We start from the raw sequence: 17,961 nt of genomic DNA, 5'->3' as shown, positions 1-17,961 counted from the left end.
GCTGTCGTATGAGCTATCAGATTCGGGAAGAAGCAGGTTTTCGATACGTAGACGAAGGTCAGGGAGAAGTATTACTGTTGTTACACGGTCTCTTTGGGGCCTTGAGTAACTGGGATGGCGTCATTAGTGGTTTTTCGAACCGATATCGGGTGGTGATACCGTTGATGCCTATTTACGAAATGCCCTTGCGTCAGGCCAGTTTAGAGGGCCTCGTAGCATTCATCGAAAAATTTGTTGACCATAAGCAACTCACTGATCTTACCTTGCTGGGCAATTCGCTCGGTGGTCACCTGGCTTTGTTGTATAGCTTCAAGCATCCCGACCATGTACAGCGGCTGGTACTTACGGGCAGCTCGGGCCTGTTCGAAAACGGGATGGGCGGTTCGTTTCCCAAGCGGGGTAGCTACGACTACATTGCCGAACGGGTAGCGTACACCTTCTACGACCCGAAGGTAGCGTCGAAAGAACTGATCGATGAGGTATTCGAGATTACCAGCAGTATTCCAAAGTGCATGAGTATTGTTGGTATTGCGAAATCGGCTCAGCGCAACAACGTGGCTAAAGATTTGTATAAAATAAAAGTGCCGACTTTACTGGTTTGGGGGTTGAACGACACCATTACACCGGCTGAAGTAGGGTATGAATTCAACCGCCTGATCGCTGACTCGGAATTGCATTTTATCGACCGATGCTGCCACGCGCCGATGATGGAACATCCATACCGATTCAACGAACTGCTGGACGATTGGCTTGAAAGACACCCGATCTTTAGCGAGCATCTGTCGGTTGGTAATTTATCGTAGCGACATTTGGGTAGTGCTGCTGCTATTGATTTGGTCCCGTTGACGCAGAAACTGCCGACTCTCGGCCAAATATAGACGCTGTTTTTCGCTAAGTTTTGGAAACTATGGTTTAATTTCCGTAGTTTTCTGCCATACAGTTTCCTTTAATTTCATTTCGTATGCTGGCTGCCGAACTCATAGACCCGATGCTTCCAGCGCTTAAGCCGACTGACTCGGTTGGGCAGGCGCTGGATTGGATGCAGGAGCACCGCATCGGGCAACTCGTACTGACTGATCAGGGTGATTACCGAGGTGTGGTTAGTGAAGAATTACTGATGGATGTGCCCGACAGCGATCAACCGCTGAGCAGCGTGATGCGCTTGTTTGAGCAGATCTACGTCAATGAAGATCAGCACCTGTATGAAATTATGGGACTGATTATTCAAAATCGTATGGAGGTCGTGGCGGTTGTGAACGAAGGGCGGGAGTTTGCAGGGACGATCTCTGCCAACGAACTGCTGAAACAGTTTGCCCAGGAACTCGGTGTTCAGGAGCCGGGGGCAATCCTGATTCTAACGCTTCATGAGCGCGACTACTCAATGGCCGAAGTGAGTCGGTTAGTCGAGTCGAATAACGTTAAAATTATCAGTAGCTATTTTTCCAGTGCTGCCTACGGTATGCCGGATCGCTCTCGTCTGACGCTCAAGCTCAATCGGCGCGATATTACCCCGGTTATATCGACGCTGGAGCGCTTTGGTTACCATATTGAAGCAGCCTTTGCCAACGCTCCGGTCGAAAGCATCGATCAGGAGCGACTCGATTCGTTACTCCGTTTTCTTAATACATAGTTCCAACGTTTTCGGTTTTCAGTTAGTTGATAGAGTCAAACACTGAAAACCGAAAACCGCACCGGCGACCCGGTGACACTCTTTCATGAAAATTGCCATTCACGGACGCAACTTTCCCGAGAAAGCTCGGCCCTATATTCAGTCCATGTTCGATGAGCTGGCCAAACGTCAGGTCGAAGTTGTTCTCTCCGAAGTATACCGCGAATTTTTAGACGGTGCCGCTGTAGCACATAACAGTGAAGCCGTCTACCAGACTGAGCAGGGTATTGCTGATGCTGACTTTATTTTTAGCCTGGGAGGGGATGGAACGTTGCTGGACGCAGTCACGCACGTAGGGCCTCAGCAAATCCCAATCGTTGGTATCAATATTGGTCGACTTGGCTTTCTCGCAACGGTAGCTCCGCCTTCCATCCGCTTAATGATCGATGCGCTTTTCAACGAGCAATACAGCATTGACGAGCGTTCTTTAGTCGGTGTTCGGTCGAATCCGGATATTTTCGGGAATCTTCCGTTTGGGCTCAACGATTTTACGATCACACGCACACAAACTTCGTCCATGATAACGGTTCATACCTATCTGGACGGTGAGTTTCTGAACTCCTACTGGGCCGATGGTATCATTGTGTCCACGCCTTCTGGCTCCACGGGTTACTCGCTCAGTTGTGGAGGGCCGGTTCTACTGCCCCAAACCAACAATTTCATCATTACGCCGATCAGTCCGCACAATCTCAATGTCCGACCGATGATTGTGATGGATAGCTGTCAGCTTGCCTTTGAGGTCGAAAGCCGGAGCGGTAATTTCCTGGCAGCTCTGGATTCCCGTTCGTTTACCGTTGATGTATCGGCCCGAATCAGCGTGCAGAAAGAAGCGTTCAAAGCGCGTTTGGTCAAGCTCAGTGATGATAATTTCCTCAATACGCTCCGCAGCAAATTAAATTGGGGCTGGGATATCAGAAATTAGAGAAAGTAGCCTGTCTGCAGGGGAGCTACCCTCATTCTTGGCACTCTCTTTGCAGACCATAATATATTTTTCGGTCTTATTTTCCAATAAAATTAGTGTGACAGCCGTTTCGGAAATGGCTGACCTTCGGGCCAACAGCCCGGTTGATTCACGAAACTTACCCACATGAAGCGATACCATTATCTGGCAGCGAGTGCTCTGGCAGGTCTGCTTTTTATCAGCAGCTTGTCAGACAGTCAGGCTCAACGGCGACCAAACACTCGATTTTTACCTTATTCGTCGGTTAGTTTTGGTGTCGGCTCTTCCCATTACTACGGCGATTTGGCGGGTTACCGGCAATTTCTGAGAGCTACCTACATCATGCCGCGTTGGAACGTAGGGCTAGGCTATACGCGTCAGTTTACCCCTCATTTTGCTGCGCGGGCTTCATTTACCTGGGCTCGAATTGCAGGTGACGATTACACGTTCAATAAAGGACGAATAGAAAGAAGCAACGAGAATCTGGTACAATACGCGCGTAACTTGCATTTTCGGAATGATCTGAAAGAATTTGCGATCTCGGGTATTTACAATTTTGTGGCCGACGGCCGTAACTCCAGCGTTCGGGCTAAGTTATCTCCTTATCTTTTCGGGGGAATAGCCTTGGTGGCCCACAGCCCCGAAGCCCGGACACCGGTTGCTCCTGATAATGGATCTTATGAGGCTCAAAAATGGGTGAAGCTGCAACCCCTTCATACCGAGGGCCAGGGTCAACCCGGTTACGAAAAACCGTATAGCCTCGTTACGGTCGCCATTCCGGTCGGGGTAGGTTTACGCTATAAGCTTAATCAGGATTTCGATCTTGGCTTCGAAATTGGCTATCGCTACACCTTCAGCGATTATCTGGACGATGTGGGAGGTCCTTATGCCAGCCCTGACGCATTAACCGGCGTGGCCTCGATAATGGCCGATCGGCGGCAACAGCGATTTGCTGCCCGTAAAAAAGATGCTCCTGATCGTTATGCTATACTCGAAAGTTTGTACCAAGCTGGAGGACAGAGCCAGCAAGACGTGGTGAATGCTTTGAATAACCCCGTTCGTGGGTCGTCCAGCAATATTTTGGGATTCTTGAAGGATGGTTATTTATTGACTAGCTTTCAGATCCATTACATCATTCCGGGAAAAATCAAGTGTCCACCCATCAAATAGACTGTGAGCAAACGACACATCATTATAGCCCGGCTGTTTATAGTCGGGCTTTTTATCAGTTTTAGTGCGCAGGCCCAAAAAATTGAAATCGGCGGAGGGCTGGGTGGTATGCTTTACAAAGGCGACGTATCAACGCGGCTGAATCCACGCTTTTACCGGCCAGCGGCTAACATGTTTTTCCGTTATAATGCGACGCGCTCGTTTTCAATACGGGCCGGACTGGCAGTCGGTGGCTATCAGGCCGAAGATCATTACAGTAATGATCCGTTTCAGCAGGCACGTAATTATTCATTCAGAAGCAGAACCAGCGAAGCAACGGTTGATTTGCAATACAATTTTCTGAACTATAAGCTGCTACCTAAAGTGAAAAACTGGACACCTTACGTGTTTGGTGGGGTAGGTCTTTACAGCTACACGAACGCCGTTGTCAAAGCGCGGGCACTGTTAAACTTTCCGCTTGGGATAGGCGTCAAGTACGAAATAAAGCGCCCCTGGAGCATTGGGCTGGAATTTGGTACGCGGTTTACCAACAACGATTACCTGGACGGCTTAGGCGAACGAACTTTTGGCGTAACAACAAATAAGATTGCCCAGGGTAATCCGGCTTTGAAAGACAGCTACACCTATACCGCAATAACAGTCAGTTATACGTTCTACAAAATTGTCTGCCCGTAAGCGGATAAACACCGATTTGGCGAGCCGAAACTTCGTCGCTCTGCGCAAACGAGTAGCCGCTTCTAGATTTTTTTGTTATAGTCTCTCCCGTTCGTGAAAGGATACGATACGCATAAGCCCGACTTTGCGTATTTTTGGGGACGTAACGGAAAAATGAGTTAGTGAAGATCGATATTACTTTGTTCATGCGGATAGTGGGTGTGATGGCTGCTTTGCTGGTAGGCGGGATTAACGTGGCATCGTCGCAAGTTGTTACCAGCAATTCAGATGAACCTACTCTCTACAAGTACTGCCAGCAATACCAGACGCTTTATACGAAGATCCGGGAGCAGAGTATAACACCCGATTCAGCCCGGCAACAGTTTAGCGCCATCATGAAGGGCTTGCAGGAACGTTTCCGTAGCTCGGAAACCATCCCTTCCGATAGCTTACAGCGCGATAGTCTGCGCCGGACAGGAACGTACTTTTCGTTTCCTATTCGGGGCTACACAACCAGCGCTATTGGCGGTACACACGGGGAGGGCTACCGGGCAACAGGTTTTGACTTGTTCGACCACAATGTGCGCGGCAGTCATCCGGCTCAGGATATTTTCATCGTCGACCGAAATCAGGATACTGTCGATGACCGAACCGGAAAGCCAGTCGATATTCTGGCAATGACCAGTGGGCTTGTGTTGGCTGTCGAAACCGATTGGCATCCCGGCTCTGAATATCGGGGTGGAAACTGGATCTGGGTCTATGATCCGATCTTACACGGCTTGTTTTACTACGCCCACAACAACAAGGTAGAGATAGCACCCGGGCAATGGGTGCAGGCTGGTCAAAAACTGGGTGAGATGGGCCGCTCCGGCTTTAACGCCTACAAAACCCGTTCGCCGACTCACCTGCATCTCATGTACCTTCAGATTCAACCGAGCGGCCTGCCACTCCCGTTGAACACGTACCCGTGGCTCCTGACGGCTAAGCTGTCGAAGTGATGTAACTCCAGATACAGGCTGTTCCCACGATGCGCTATTCTACGAGCGCCGTTACGATTCGCGAACGAGGTTCACACCGGTGACAAGGAAAATCATACCGACGATGAATGGAGCCGCAGCTTCTCCTTTCGAGACGGAAAGGCCCAGAACGGGTCTGTTGTCAGACAGGAACGCAATCAAGGCAAAAAGAATAACGACTACACCCAGAATGGTAAGCGATGCGCCGAAGAAACGGCGAAAGTTTGTTTTGTTCTCCATTTTTTCAATTATACAGGTTTTTCATCTTCAGTTATTGCCGGACTGAGAGTTAGCTCGGACAGTTTTTTTACGACGTTCATCCCGCGCTTATTTCCTTCCTCAACCAGTAGCCGAAACGCTGCTTCCAGTTCGTTTTTTACCATTCCATCCAGGATGGCTTCTCGAATGATCGTTTTAATTTCACCCACTTCTTTCGATGGGGGGATATTGAACGCTTCCATGATCAGCTCCCCCGTAATAACCGGCTGAAAATTGCGGAGTTTATCCCGCTCTTCAAGATCATGAAGTTTGCGCTCAACCCGGTCAAAGTTGCGTAGGTGCTTCTGGACTTTCTCGTAATTTTTCGATGTAATATCGGCCCGGCACAGCGCCATCAAACCGTCGAGGTCGTTACCCGCATCAACCAAAAGTCGTCGTAGGGCCGAGTCGGTGATTTGTTCTTTGGTGAGAGCAATGGGGCGTAGATGAAGGCGAACGAGCTTTTGCACAAAACGCATGTGCTCATTAAGCGGTAATTTCATCGTACGAAATATACCCGGTACCCACCGCGCACCCATATCTTCGTGCCCATGAAAGGTCCAACCGACTTTGGCGTCAAACCGCTTGGTTGCGGGTTTGGCGATATCGTGCAGGAGTGCCGCCCAACGAAGCCAAAGTTCGTTATTCCGTAACGTAGCTGATTGGTCGGTTCGGTTAGCGATGTTGTCGAGAACCTGGAGCGTGTGGTAAAAATTATCCTTGTGACCCTTTCCTTCGATTGTTTCAACGCCTTTCAGCGCGACCAGTTCAGGGAAAATACGGTCCAGCAAACCCGCGTGGTACAATAATTTGAAGCCGTACGAAGGGGTCGATGCCAGAACAATTTTGTTTAACTCGTCGGTAATTCGCTCACGCGACACAATGCTGATTCGCTCGTTCATGCGTACAATGGCATCGAACGTGTCTGGCTCAATGTCAAAATTGAGCTGGGCGGCAAAGCGAATGGCCCGCATCATCCGAAGGGGATCGTCAGAAAACGTAATGTCCGGATCGAGTGGTGTGCGAATTATCTTGCGTTTGAGGTCTTTCAGGCCATCGAAGGGATCAATTAATTCGCCAAAGTTGCCGGCGTTCAGACTAATACCCATCGCGTTGATTGTAAAATCTCGCCGATTCTGATCGTCTTCAAGGGTCCCATCTTCGACAATTGGCTTCCGCGAATCGCTTCGGTACGATTCTTTGCGGGCCCCCACAAATTCAACTTCCCAATCGGCGCCACCATCACGATCTTCGTCGGAAGCGGCCCGTAACATGGCGGTACCAAAGTTGGGGAACACCGATACTTTCGTTTTCAGGGTTCTTCCAACGGCTTCAGCCAAGGCAATACCGCTACCAATGCAAACGACGTCAATATCTTTTGACGGTCGTTGCAGGATCAGATCGCGGACAAACCCACCGATGACATACGCCTGAACGCCGAGTAATTCGGCCTCGCGGGCGACGATGGCAAAGACCGGATTTTTATGTAACGTGTCACTGAAATTCATAATACTGGTATTCAGTCTTCGGTATACGGTCTGCAAACAGCCAGGTATAGTAGCAAACTGCGAGAACCTATACGTTGAAAACTAACCCTACTTTCTAATAAAACTTACTTCGCCATTGATACCAAGCCGCATGATCCGTGGTTTGCGGGGCATCGCCGGTAGTGTACCAAAGTGCTCCTTCCCAATGGCCTCCGCTTCGGCTGGCAGTCTTAGCGACTCGAACGGAACCGTTAACAAGCCACGGCCAAAACTTCCAATAAGTCGCTGCACATCGGCGCTCAATGATCGCCGGACGGCAATTTCGCCCGCTGGTGATGCCGGTTCTCCCGTTGACCAAAGCTGGGCTGACACGTTCTTTCCCTGATCGTACACGATCGTCAGCGGATTTTCCGCAAACTCAACCAGGTCATAGGCGATGTCCGGTACTTTAGCAACATATAACCCCAGCTGATCCGTGTTCTGGATAACAACGGTTGGCCGCAAACCAGTGGGCATAAGTGGCCGAAGGGTCAGCAGTTGCGCAACGGCTGTGTCGCTGGTCGGATCGGCTGCTACAGACCAGCCCGTTTCGTCGGCCAGAGCTATGAGCTGGCTCTGCCGAAGTTGGTAAGCTATATCGCGGATGCTTGTAGTCATGGTAAATTAACCCGCAAAAATACAGCAAGTTTAGAAAAGTAGCATTATGAACTTGCTGTAAAGCCTGGATCGAACGATTATCATAGTAATTACGCAGAGCAGAATGCTTCTTAAGTATGTTGGTTGCCGTAACTACTGCGTTACTTACGATGGGCGCGCAGAGCCATATATGCCCGATCTCGGTAAGATCGTTTGAGCTGCCATTGCCATACCGCGCCATCGTTGGGATCGTCGAAGGCATCATTAAATGTCATGCCGCATTTTTCCAGCACCCGCACCGATGGACTCATCTCGGCAAGGGTGTGCGCCTGAACAATGGTCACGGCGGGCTGGTCAAAAGCCCAGTCGATCAGGCCCTGAGCGGTTTCGGTCGCCAGACCTTGCCCCCGGTAATGAGGGTAGATTTCGTAGCCAATCTCGACCATACCCGCTTCGTCGGGCTTGCCTTTATAACCGCCAACACCAATTAACGCCTGATCGGCACGGTGAATAAACAAATAAAGCCACCAGGGACCTTCGCTCTGATCCGCTGCCAGTTTGGTATAAGTATACTCAAAACCGTCCATGCCGAATTCGCTGAGAATCTCCGGAACACGAATGCCCAGATGCTGACTCAGCTTGTCTGAGCCCGCAAAAAGTGCATCGTAAGTCGGAAGATCAATGGGTAATAAGGCCAACCGGGTGGTGATAAGGGGAGACATAAGCAAGCAACTCAAATGACGATTTTCCGCAAAGTTGATAAGGATAGCCCTGAATGCCTACGATGAACTTATTTATTGGTGTGTCGTAAACAAAGAACAGCCGGGTTCGCCCGGCTGTCTAAGGATATTTGCTATTTATCAATGGTTTCCGTCAAGGCATTTTCCGGTTGATACTTGTACCAGTATTCGATCAGGTCAGCTACCAACCCTGTCCAGCCGGTCTGGTGGTTGGCCCCCAGGCCCGCCCCCAAGTCGCCGTGGAAATACTCGTAGAATAAGTAAAGCCCCTGGAAATTCTTATCGTGCTGCATTTTTTCGTCATACCCATAAGCCGGAACCCGACCATCTGCACCTCGACGGAAAATGTTGATCAGCCGTTCCGTGAGCAGTACGGTCGCTTCCTTAATGCTCATGACCTGTCCCGAATTGGTTGGGTACTCGATCTCAAAGTCATCGCCGTAGTACTGATAAAACTTCAGCAACGCATCGACCAGCAGAAAATTCACCGGAAACCAGATTGGTCCCCGCCAGTTGGAATTACCGCCGAACATACTCATTTCAGACTCAGCCGGAACGTAGCGTACCTGGAATATCTCGCTGTTCAACTCAAACTGATAAGGAGTTTGTTCGTGATACTTCGAGAGGGCACGGATACCGTAGTCGGATAAAAACTCAGTTTCATCGAACATCCGTTTGAGAATCATTTTCATCCGGTGTCCGCGCAGCAAACTCAGCAGGTGCGTTTCGCCTTTGCCCGGCTCGTGCCAACGTGAAATAAGCGACGCCAGATCAGGTCGGTTCGTCAAGACCCATTCGACACGCCGTTTGAAATCAGGCAGTTTAGACAGTAATTCTTCATCCAGAATCTCAACGGCAAACAAAGGAATCAAGCCGACCATCGAGCGGATTTTAAGCAGTCGGGCATTCTGGTCAGGCGTGTGCAGCACGTCGTAATAGAACTGATCGACTTCATCCCACAGGCTTATATTTTGCTTGCCCAGGTTGTTCATCGCTGAGGCAATGTGCAGGAAGTGCTCGAAAAACTTACTGGCCATGTCCTGATAGGAAGGACGGGTCAAGGAAATTTCGCAGGCAATCCGCAGCATGTTAAGCGTATACATTGCCATCCAGCCAGTACCGTCGGCTTGTTCGATGCGACCGCCCATCGGTAGCGGTTGTGAGCGGTCGAATACCCCAATGTTATCCAGCCCAAGGAAGCCACCACCGAAGATGTTATTTCCTGCTACGTCTTTCCGGTTGACCCACCACGTAAAATTGAGCAGCAGTTTATGGAAAACCCGTTCCAGAAAACCCACATCGCCCACACCATTGAGGTCGCGGTCGATTTCGTATACTTTCCAGGTTGCCCAGGCGTGGACAGGTGGGTTTACGTCCCCAAAATTCCACTCGTAAGCCGGAATCTGACCGTTCGGGTGCATGTAATACTCCCGCAGAATAACAGCCAGTTGTCGCTTGGCAAAATGCGGATCAAGTCGGGCCAGCGTCAGGGTATGGAACGCCAGATCCCAGGCGGCAAACCACGGGTATTCCCATTTGTCGGGCATCGACAGGATGTTGGCCGTGTACATATGCCGCCAGCCTTCGTTGCGCGCGTAGACGCGTCCCTGAAAAGGAACAGGCATTTTTGGGTCCCCTTTGAGCCACTCGTTGACGTTGTAATAATAGAACTGCTTGTTCCAGAGCATACCCGCGTAGGCTTGCCGCTGAATAGACAGCAGTTCGGGATCGGTTACGTTTTTTTGTAACTCACCGTAAAAAGCATCAGCTTCTTGCAGCCGTTTATTCCATATTTCGTCGAAATCGCCGAAAGGCTGGCTGAGAAGCGTTTGGTCACTGAATCGTAAGCGTATGGTAACGCTACCACCTGCCGGAATCTGCCGGGTGTATTGCGCCGACGCTTTAGTACCAATCTGATTCGGATTGATGAAGCTCTTTTTACCGCCGGAGACAATGAAGTTGTTGATGGCATCTTTTGGGTACTTCGCCACGTTCGGTCGTCCATAGAGCCGGTCGGTATTCGTGTCATTGTCGCAAAACAGCAGGGCGTCGGCATCCTCGCAGTAGAGTTTATACTTCCCTAACTGCTTATGATTGACCTCAATCTGCTTATTGCCAATGCCGTTGAGCATTGGCCGAGCATTGTACTGCTCATAGCCCCAGGCCCAGGTATTGCGAAACCATATCGTGGGTAGCAGCGTAAGCGGGGCCGTCTGCGCCGAACGGTTATGTGCGGTTACGGTCACAAGCCAGTCGTTCTGATCGGCTTTGGCGTATTCAATAAAGATATCGAAGTACTCATCCCGGTCGAAAATCCCGGTGTCCAGCAATTCGAACTCCGGGTCGTGCCTTCCCCGGCGCGATGTTTCGATAACGAGACGGTTATATGGAAATTCCTGCTGCGGATACTTGTACAGCATTTTCATGTATGAGTGCGTGGGCGTACTATCCAGATAATAATACAGCTCCTTTACGTCCTCACCATGGTTCCCCTCCGGTCCCGACAGGCCAAAGAGTCTTTCTTTGATGATGTTATCTTTGTGATTCCAGAAGGCAAGTGAGAAGCAGATATGACCTTTGTTATCTGAAAAGCCACCGATCCCTTCTTCTCCCCATCGGTAAGCGCGGGAGCGTGCCATGTCGTGCGTGACGTAGTTCCATGCGTCACCGTAAGGGCTATAATCTTCGCGGACGCTTCCCCAGGCCCGTTCGGAAAGATAAGGTCCCCACTTTTTCCAGCCTTTGTTATCGGCTCGTTCGTAAATTCGTTCGCGTTCTGCTGTTGGCATTGTGCTGTACGGTAGGTGAGATCTGGTAGTTTGATAGAGTCAAAAATAGTGCTAAACTGTGTCACTACATTAAAGACAACTAAGAACTATACCCGTTGGTTAACTAGTTGACTAGACGGTATGTTTTTACTGTATACTTGCAACGGATTCAGCCGAAAAAGCAAGCCTATTGGCACGGATTTATTCTTTAACGGCGGCTAGTACACGTTTAATCAATTCATTCGGACTGCCGTTGTGCCATCGCCAGACGATGACAATATCGTGCTCAGGATCTACCCAGATGGTGTTTGACCCTGCACCCAGAGCCGCGAAACTAGTGGTCGGGGCGTCGGGCCAGACTTTCTTGCCCGTCGAGCTGGTGCCTGTGTTGAGCCACCATAAGTAGCCGTAATCCGGGCCAACAGGGCTCGGCGAAGTCGCCCGCTTTACCCAATCAGACGAAACGATCTGACGGTTGCCCCAACGACCCTGCCGTAAAAAGAGATAACCAAACCGGGCTTCGTCGCGGGTGTTGATCCACAAGCCACCACCCCAGCGGGTACCGCCACTAACCGAAGGCATTGATTTACCATCGACATCGGCGACAGCAGTCGGGTAGGTGATATAACGCCAGGTGTCCGACGCGCCAATCGGGTTCATAATCTCGTCGCGTACAACGTCGGGAATGGGTTTCTTCCACAAACGCAGCAGCGACAACGCCAGTCGATTGATCCGTACGTCATTGTACTCATAATAGGAGCCGGGTTTCTGAAGCGTACGAGGCTTACGTTCTCCTTTTCCAAACGCTTCTTTTCCGACAAAATCACTGTTTTTACCCCACAGGCTGCCTTCCCACTCGCTGGTTTGTTGTAGGTGATGCTCCCAGGTAATCGCTTTGTTTTGATCCGAATCGTAGCCGCCATCGCGAATAAGCGTAGCGACTGGGTCATGCACATTCGGAATCATACCGCGATCGACGGTGATACCCGTTACGGTCGACAAAACGCTTTTGGCTACGCTATAGGTCGGATCGGGCCGTTGCGTGTCGCCCCATTCGGCCACGATGTAGCCGTGCCGCAGTACAATCCCATTCGTAGCCGCCCGGCTGCTGGGCATTGGGCCGAGTAGCTTACCGAAAATTTCTTCCTGCGTTGAGAAGTTGGGCGTCATCTGCGTGGTTTCCTGCGTCTTGGCGAATGCGACAGCCTCATTCAACAACGTTGGGTCCATACCCGCTTTCTCAGGGGAAACGTGGGTCCAGTTGTTGCCTTTGGCCGGGAAATAGATCGTTGATGAGGAAGGTTGTCGATGGCAGGCCGTCAGAGTGGCCAGCGTCAACGTATATAGGATAAGTTTCCGGTAAAAAAGCAGCATCGCGCGTCAACTAAAGTGAGTGATTGTCTGTAACACCGTTCCGGTAAAAAACGAAGTCCCAAATTAGGTTATTTAAAGAAGATCTGATCATCTTATCGTTATTTAAGCGACGGCTTCTTTGCCAACTCCAACACTTTCTTGAGTAGCTTATTTTTTAACTGACGAGTAGCCGGTCATTGATCCGTCAATGTTGATGGCGTTCATGGTAGACATGCGGCATAATTGATCATGCTGATTCGCTGGTGAGCAGGAAAAGCATAAAAGCAGAACGGCGTAACTTTCTGGGTTACGCCGTTCTGCTTTTATAGTACCACACGTCTTGCTTTAGCGCTCTAACTTAAACCCTTCGTCTACCCGCACACTTTGCGGGCGGTTGGCAACATCCCAGCCAGTAAGGTAAATCCAGCGGGCAATCCGGGTTACTTTGGCCGTGTTGATGCGGTCTGGCTCATCTTTGGGTGTATGGTAGTCCTTGTGAAGCAGCGTTGTGAACGCAATGGCCGGTACGTTGGCACGGGCGTAGGGCAGGTGATCGCTTCGGAAATACCAGCCTTCGGGATGTTCGGGCTTATCCCACAGCGTATCCAGTTTGAAATGCGCATCGGCCTGATTGACCGCCAGAGCCGCGTTGACCAGATCCGTTGAGTTGCGATGCGGAGGTTGCTGGCCCAGAATACAGGCACTATCGGGTGCGTTGCGGCCAATCATCTCGGCGTTTAATACGGCCACGATAGAACCTTTAGGAACGGTTGGTTTTCCAACGTAGTAGCGAGAGCCGAGCAGTCCTCGTTCTTCGGCACCGTGAAAAACAAACAACGCCGACCGCTTGCCGGGCTGTTGCGCAAACGCCCGACCAATCGCCATCGTCGCCACACAACCGCTCGCATTATCGTCGGCTCCGTTCCAGATCGAGTCACCAGCAATCGCCCGGCGAACGCCGTCGTGATCCTGGTGGGTGCTGAACAACACGTATTCATCTTTAAGCTTCGGGTCCGTTCCGGGTACTTTAGCGACGATGTTGACCGACGGATAGTTGAAGCTTTCGACGTTTACGATGTTGGTAAACTGCTGGCCGGGTTGTTTAATCCATTCCAAAGCGCTGGAAGGAAGCCACAGGGTTGGCGCTTGCGAAAAGACGCGCGTATTCGGACCACCGGGTAGATCGTACCGTCCCCGTTCGAGACCAGTCGTCCAGTTGTCGAAGTAGAATTGAGCAGCTTTATCCGAAACCCAGATAACGGCCAGCGCTCCCGCTTTCACGAGTTCGGCGGCCCGGCGGCTCATGGTACCGAACAGAAACCGGCGGTAGCTCAACTCCGATGGGGGCGTTCCCGAAAATTCCAGCGCTACGGCTTTGCCTTTTACATCGACTTTTGCCAGTTCTTCGGGTGTACCTTTACCGACAAACACCAGTGGGGCATCGACGGAGGCAATGGCCGGAGCCAGAATAAAGGCATCCTGTCCGTGTACGAGCTGATGAGCGCCTATATTCAGCCGGCTGGTTTCGGTGATGCGGGTACGCTGAATATGAAAGAACTGGAAAAAAGTACCGTCGTCACCAGCGGGTTGGAGACCCATTGCCCGAAGCTGGTCCGCAATCCAGACGGACGCTTTCAACTCGTCCAGCGAACCTCCTTCGCGGCCCCTGAAGTGATCACCGGCCAAGGCAAACAAGTCGCGTTTGATGTCGCTTTCCTTGATGGCCGAAGCAGCATTGGCAGACTTGACAGCACCGGCTTTTGACTGAGCGAAGCTACTCGTCGGGACGGAGAGCGCTATAAGCGTAGCTACACCGGCGAATAAGTACTGCATTCGTCTGTAGTTTAAATAAATCATTGTTTCGGTATACGTTGATGATTGGGTGAAAGCAAATTTACGCGGTGACAAAATACCCTGTGCGTCGGTACAAGCTTGATACCGTATAGAATTAGTTGGTTAGATGACACAAAATCTTGTAACTCTGCTCATTACGCGAGGCAACAAAATGGTATATTGGCCAAATAAATAATAAGCCATGCGGACTTTGTACCTTTTTTTATTGGTTATTCTCGGAAACGTACCTCAACATGCTCTTGTTGCTCAGTCCAGAAAGACTTCGGTTGATCCCACAGTGCGCTTCGATCGCTACGTACAACAGGCCGTTCGCGACTGGCAGGTGCCTGGGCTCACTGTGACGGTTGTCAAAGACGGTCGGGTTTTGTTTAAGAAAGGGTATGGTGTTCGCGAAGCAGGTAAAACCGAGCCGGTAAATACAGAAACGCTTTTCGCGATGGCTTCGACCACTAAAGCTATGACGGCTGCCTGTCTGGGTATGTTGGTTGACGAAGGTAAACTTCGCTGGGACGATCCGGTCATCAATTACCTGCCGGATTTTCAACTGTATGATCCGGCAGTAACCCGTGAACTGCGGGTGCGCGATCTGCTCATTCACAACACGGGCGTCGGTAATGCGGATTATCTGTGGACAGCCATGCAGATTCCGTCCGACGAAATTCTACACCGAATGCGCTTTGTTAAACCCGTGTATTCATTCCGGTCGGGTTTTATTTACCAGAACATCATGTATCTGGCTGCCGGAAAAGTGGTGGAAAAAGTAAGTGGCATGCCATGGGAAACCTTTATCCACAAGCGAATTTTCGAACCACTCAACATGCGCCGTACACAGGCCCTGGTCCGGCAGGTAACCGATGCGAACCGGGCCAGGCCGCACATTCAGATCAATGATACCATTCGATTGGTCGATAGCCGGACGGAAGAGGAATTAGTCGATGCCATTGGGCCAGCGGGTTCGGCGTGGACGTGTCCGGATGATATAGCCGCCTGGATGCAATGTATGCTGGACAGTGGTCGATATGAGGGAAAAACGCTGTTGAAACCGACAACCTGGGCCGAGTTATTGAAACCACAAACGTTGGTGACCGACAGCCAGTTTTATCCGACTCAGCAGCTGACCAAACCAGTTTGGAAGACTTACGGCCTGGGCTGGTTTCAACACGATTACCGAGGGCATCGAATTAATCTTCATACGGGTAGCCTGACTGGTATGATCGCTATTCACGCGCAATTGCCCGATCATAAGCTAGCTGTATACGTGCAGGGAAACCTTGATCATACCGAACTGCGTCATGCAATTATGTACAGGGCTTTCGACGAGTTTGCGCTAGGGGTATCCCACGACTGGAGCACTGAGTTTCGACAACTCTACGGCGGTATCCGGCAACGGGCAAAAGCTGCCGAGCGGAAAGCCGATAGCACGCGGGTTCGCAACACAAATCCGTCACTTCCGCTGACGGCTTATATGGGGAGCTACAATAGTCCACTGTACGGAAACGCAACCGTAACGATAAAGGATAGTAAGCTTCATGTTTCAATAAATAACGTCATGACGGGAACGCTCGCTCACTGGCATTTTGATACTTTCCGGTTAGCTTATGACCAATTCTGGAATGGGCATGATCCCGTCAGCTTTGTACTGAACAGCCAGGGACGAGTGGCTCGCTTAAATTGGAATGGTGCCGAACTGGAAAAACAGCCCGATGTATCTGGCAAGGGACTGGCTGGCGGCAAGTGACCAGAATCATATTGGTGACTGAAGGCGTTGTTGATCGGTCGATAGCTGAAACGCGTTATTCATCGCTTCGGTAAATAGTGCGTTTTGGTCGTTTTAAGGCCTATTTTGTTCAATCTTGGTCGCGTTTATGAGGCTACGGGGCTTATCTCAAAATACTCTATAGATTTTAGAGTTTTTTATAAACAGTAGATTTATTCAATCCGTTAGGGGTGGGTAATTAATATTTTTTTCAACTCAATAACGCTATGAAAACTAAATCACTCGCTCTTGGATTCCTGACGGTTTTGTCAGTGACAAGTCTCTCGCTGGCTCAGCAAAACAGTGGTATGACGAACACCGGATCGACCAACATGGTCGGTAAAGAAAGTAAGTCGGAGTTCGATCGTCAGAACAAAAAAGGAGCCGCGGCTGTAAGCGCCATCAGTGCGGGTAACGCCAAATTATCTAGTGCCGATCAGGATCTGATGATGCAGGTTGCCAAAGGGGGTATGATGCAACTGGAAGTAAGCAAAGCCGCCCTGCAAAAAACAAGCAACAACGAAGTGCGCGAACTGGCGCAGGCTGAGGTTGACGAACAAACCGGACTGTCGGCCAAGCTAAAGGAAATTGCCAGTGCGAAAGGCGTAACGTTACCGTCGGAACCCGATGCTGAAACGCAGGCGATGGTGGCTAAAATGCAAGGCATGTCGGGCATGGAGCTAGACCGGATGTATGTACAGGAGAGCGGTGTGAACGGTCACGAAAAGCTGGATAAAGTGATGTCGATGGTTAAATCGAATGCGTCGGACCCAGCGTTGAAGGATGTTGCCAAAGCGGCTCACCCACTGGTTAAAACGCACCTGAAAGTGTCGAAAGAAGTGCTTAATAAGATGGCTGGTAGCAGCGGTATGGGATCGAAGTAAACAAGCGACTCTATTCCGTATAAATACACGGTAAAGAGACCGGGCGACAAAATTTGTTGCCCGGTTTTTTGTGTTTTACGAGGTAGTTGTACCGCTTTAGTCTACTAGATTTTGTATCTTTGGAAGAGTAAATTGAACCGATAACAACCTGCTGTGGAAAGACGTAGTGCGCTTAAATCAATGGCAATGGCCGCCGGGGCTCTCATCAGCCTGCCAGCCTGGGCCAATAGCTGGAACTCCGAAACTGTTCAGTTAACCAGCAAATTTCTTTCGTCCAGTCAGGACGACTTACTCGCCCAGATTGTCGAAACCATCATCCCGGTTACCGATACCCCAAGCGCCAAAGCCCTGAATGTGCATCAGTTTATCCAAAAGATTGTAGCTGATTGCTACGATAAGCCCGCGCAGGAAACGTTCCTGAATGGGTTGACGGCGGTAGACGAACAAGCGCAGAAGACATTCGGTAAACCGTTTCGGGAGGGCGATGCAACGCAGCGTACGGCGCTGCTGACCCAGTTTTCGCAATCCACGCTACCCGCGCAGAAAGACTTCTATTCGATGGTGAAAGGCATGACCATTCGGGGATACTTGAACTCGGAGTATGTCATGACCAACCTGACTCACTACCAGTTTATCCCCGGCCACTACTACGGTTGTGTTCCTGTACCAACCAAGGCGATTTCACAAACTCCGACTAAATAATCCGTCGTTTGTGGTACTGACTGTACGGACGTAGCTAGCTGAACCGTAAGTCTGTTCCATCAGCATACTTTCAA

The 17,961-nt window shown here is 50.4% G+C and carries 16 protein-coding genes; 9 read left to right on the top strand and 7 right to left on the bottom strand.

All coding sequences use genetic code 11. From position 1 onward, the window contains the following. The first annotated feature begins 8 nt into the window (after positions 1 to 8). From M0L20_RS21385 to M0L20_RS21360, 6 genes are all read left to right on the top strand, one after another. A complete protein-coding gene (locus M0L20_RS21385; protein WP_248478949.1) occupies positions 9 to 803 on the top strand; it encodes an alpha/beta fold hydrolase in 795 nt (264 codons plus the stop codon). Positions 804 to 961: 158 nt separating this feature from the next. Next, entirely contained in the window at positions 962 to 1,630 is a 669-nt protein-coding gene (locus M0L20_RS21380) for a CBS domain-containing protein (protein ID WP_232558631.1), read from the top strand. 85 nt (positions 1,631 to 1,715) lie between these two features. After that, on the top strand, positions 1,716 to 2,591 hold the full coding sequence (locus tag M0L20_RS21375) for an NAD kinase (RefSeq protein WP_232558630.1): 876 nt from the start codon (positions 1,716 to 1,718) through the stop codon (positions 2,589 to 2,591). A gap of 165 nt (positions 2,592 to 2,756) precedes the next feature. After that, positions 2,757 to 3,779 carry a DUF6089 family protein gene (locus M0L20_RS21370; protein WP_248478947.1) on the top strand — a complete coding sequence of 341 codons (1,023 nt, stop codon included), beginning with the start codon at positions 2,757 to 2,759 and terminating at the stop codon, positions 3,777 to 3,779. Positions 3,780 to 3,782: 3 nt separating this feature from the next. Further along, positions 3,783 to 4,454 (top strand): type IX secretion system protein PorG, encoded by a 672-nt coding sequence (gene porG / locus M0L20_RS21365; protein WP_248478945.1) that lies wholly within the window; start codon positions 3,783 to 3,785, stop codon positions 4,452 to 4,454. Between the two features lie 161 nt (positions 4,455 to 4,615). Next, entirely contained in the window at positions 4,616 to 5,431 is an 816-nt protein-coding gene (locus M0L20_RS21360) for a M23 family metallopeptidase (protein ID WP_425276907.1), read from the top strand. Between the two features lie 51 nt (positions 5,432 to 5,482). On the opposite strand, the gene M0L20_RS21355 is transcribed toward M0L20_RS21360, so the two are convergent. The 7 genes from M0L20_RS21355 to M0L20_RS21325 all read right to left on the bottom strand — a co-directional run bounded on the left by M0L20_RS21355 (position 5,483) and on the right by M0L20_RS21325 (position 14,524). Next, on the bottom strand, positions 5,483 to 5,689 hold the full coding sequence (locus M0L20_RS21355) for a hypothetical protein (RefSeq protein ID WP_232558627.1): 207 nt from the start codon (positions 5,687 to 5,689) through the stop codon (positions 5,483 to 5,485). 8 nt (positions 5,690 to 5,697) lie between these two features. Beyond that, complete coding sequence (locus M0L20_RS21350; RefSeq protein WP_248478943.1) at positions 5,698 to 7,215, bottom strand: CCA tRNA nucleotidyltransferase; 1,518 nt, start codon at positions 7,213 to 7,215, stop codon at positions 5,698 to 5,700. Positions 7,216 to 7,302: 87 nt separating this feature from the next. Further along, positions 7,303 to 7,851: an L-threonylcarbamoyladenylate synthase gene (locus M0L20_RS21345; RefSeq protein WP_248478941.1), complete on the bottom strand. Its 549-nt coding sequence runs from the start codon at positions 7,849 to 7,851 to the stop codon at positions 7,303 to 7,305. 140 nt (positions 7,852 to 7,991) lie between these two features. After that, positions 7,992 to 8,552: a GNAT family N-acetyltransferase gene (locus M0L20_RS21340; RefSeq protein ID WP_248478939.1), complete on the bottom strand. Its 561-nt coding sequence runs from the start codon at positions 8,550 to 8,552 to the stop codon at positions 7,992 to 7,994. 131 nt (positions 8,553 to 8,683) lie between these two features. After that, the gene (locus tag M0L20_RS21335) at positions 8,684 to 11,359 is read right to left on the bottom strand and encodes an MGH1-like glycoside hydrolase domain-containing protein (RefSeq protein WP_232558623.1); all 2,676 of its coding nucleotides are present in this window, start codon (positions 11,357 to 11,359) and stop codon (positions 8,684 to 8,686) included. 180 nt (positions 11,360 to 11,539) lie between these two features. After that, positions 11,540 to 12,712 (bottom strand): serine hydrolase domain-containing protein, encoded by a 1,173-nt coding sequence (locus M0L20_RS21330; RefSeq protein ID WP_248478937.1) that lies wholly within the window; start codon positions 12,710 to 12,712, stop codon positions 11,540 to 11,542. A gap of 324 nt (positions 12,713 to 13,036) precedes the next feature. Then, the gene (locus M0L20_RS21325; RefSeq protein ID WP_248478935.1) at positions 13,037 to 14,524 is read right to left on the bottom strand and encodes a M28 family peptidase; all 1,488 of its coding nucleotides are present in this window, start codon (positions 14,522 to 14,524) and stop codon (positions 13,037 to 13,039) included. A 202-nt stretch (positions 14,525 to 14,726) separates the two neighbouring features. Here M0L20_RS21325 and M0L20_RS21320 point away from each other — a divergent pair, with 202 nt between their 5' ends. From M0L20_RS21320 to M0L20_RS21310, 3 genes are all read left to right on the top strand, one after another. Beyond that, entirely contained in the window at positions 14,727 to 16,283 is a 1,557-nt protein-coding gene (locus tag M0L20_RS21320) for a serine hydrolase (RefSeq protein WP_248478933.1), read from the top strand. A 245-nt stretch (positions 16,284 to 16,528) separates the two neighbouring features. Then, positions 16,529 to 17,185, top strand: coding sequence for a DUF4142 domain-containing protein (locus M0L20_RS21315; protein WP_248478932.1), 657 nt, complete (start codon positions 16,529 to 16,531; stop codon positions 17,183 to 17,185). Positions 17,186 to 17,365: 180 nt separating this feature from the next. After that, the gene (locus M0L20_RS21310; protein ID WP_248479166.1) at positions 17,366 to 17,887 is read left to right on the top strand and encodes a gluconate 2-dehydrogenase subunit 3 family protein; all 522 of its coding nucleotides are present in this window, start codon (positions 17,366 to 17,368) and stop codon (positions 17,885 to 17,887) included. Positions 17,888 to 17,961: the final 74 nt, after the last annotated feature.

Origin of the sequence: Spirosoma liriopis, from assembly GCF_023196085.1 — a bacterium.
GTDB classification, from domain to species: Bacteria; Bacteroidota; Bacteroidia; order Cytophagales; family Spirosomataceae; genus Spirosoma; species Spirosoma oryzicola.
The sequence above is the reverse complement of the archived record's forward strand: the minus strand, read 5'-3'. Positions and strand labels throughout refer to the sequence as shown.